Origin of the sequence: Staphylococcus sp. HMSC068C09, from assembly GCF_001813735.1 — a bacterium.
Lineage (GTDB): Bacteria > Bacillota > Bacilli > Staphylococcales > Staphylococcaceae > Staphylococcus > Staphylococcus hominis.
Map to the genome: position 1 here is coordinate 1 of NZ_KV813768.1, position 1,159 is coordinate 1,159.

The 1,159-nt window shown below is 32.6% G+C and carries 2 protein-coding genes; one reads left to right on the forward strand and one right to left on the reverse strand.

Going from position 1 to position 1,159, the window contains the following annotated elements; all coding sequences use genetic code 11:
* Window positions 1–590, forward strand: a 590-nt coding sequence (locus tag HMPREF2930_RS09085; RefSeq protein WP_070597386.1) for an IS6 family transposase, incomplete at its 5' end; no start/stop codon positions are given.
* Between the two features lie 164 nt (window positions 591–754).
* Here HMPREF2930_RS09085 and HMPREF2930_RS09090 read toward each other — a convergent pair.
* Window positions 755–1,087, reverse strand: coding sequence for a winged helix-turn-helix transcriptional regulator (locus tag HMPREF2930_RS09090; RefSeq protein WP_002505086.1), 333 nt, complete (start codon window positions 1,085–1,087; stop codon window positions 755–757).
* Between the last annotated feature and the right edge of the window lie 72 nt (window positions 1,088–1,159).

Here is a 1,159-nt window from a genome sequence, read left to right on the forward strand (position 1 = left end):
GTGATATATCTGAAATATTAAGGGAACGTGGTTTTGATGTTCATCATTCAACCATTTATCGATGGGTTCAAGAGTATGCACCTATTTTCTATCAACTTTGGAAGAGAAAACATAAAAAAACGTATTATAAGTGGCGTATTGATGAGACATATATCAAAATTAAAGGACAGTGGTGTTATCTGTATCGCGCGATTGATGCAGATGGACATACATTAGATATTTGGTTACGCAAAAAACGAGATCATCAATCAGCATATGCGTTTATTAAGCGCCTTATTAAACAATTCGGTAAACCTCAAATGATAATTACAGATCAAGCACCTTCAACGAAGGTAGCCATGGCTAAAATAATTAAAGTGTTTAAGCTGAAACCTAACTGTCATTGCACATCTAAATATCTCAATAACCTCATTGAACAAGATCATCGTCACATTAAGGTGAGAAAGACAAGATATCAAAGTGTCAATACGGCAAAAAATACACTCAAAGGCATTGAATGTATTTACGGATTATATAAAAAGAACCGTAGGTCTCTTCAGATCTACGGATTTTCACCATGCCACGAAATTAGTTATATGTTAGCTGGTTAGGCGAAGACTGACACAATAAAATGGTGATTAGCTATATTTTTCTAACTTTGCAACAGAACCCTTAATTTCATAGAACGGCGAAATTAATACATGTTAGTCAGCTAATTGAATACTTACATTATAAGAGAGTAGTTAACTTTATTTTTAATTTGCACCAGAACTTTTTAATGTATTATTTCATCCTTGAATAAATCACCCCATTCGCATATTGCATAAACCACCTTATCTAGCTTGTAGCCTATAGATGTCAGCTTATACTCCACTTTTGGGGGAACTACAGAATAAATATGTCTTTCAATAATTTGGTCCTCTTCTAATTCTCTAAGTTGTCTTATTAGCATCCTTTGATTGACATGCGGCAACTTTTTTTGTAGCTCACTTAATCTCAATACTTTGTCTTGAAGTAAATGAAAAATTATAGGGATCTTCCACTTTCCTCCGATAACACATAAAGCTAAATCTTTAGAAGTGAAAAATTCTTTTCCTTTATAATACAATTTTCATCCTTCTTTCTTCTATAATATTAGAATTTACATTGTTAATGCGGAAGATTATATAATCTTCCGCAT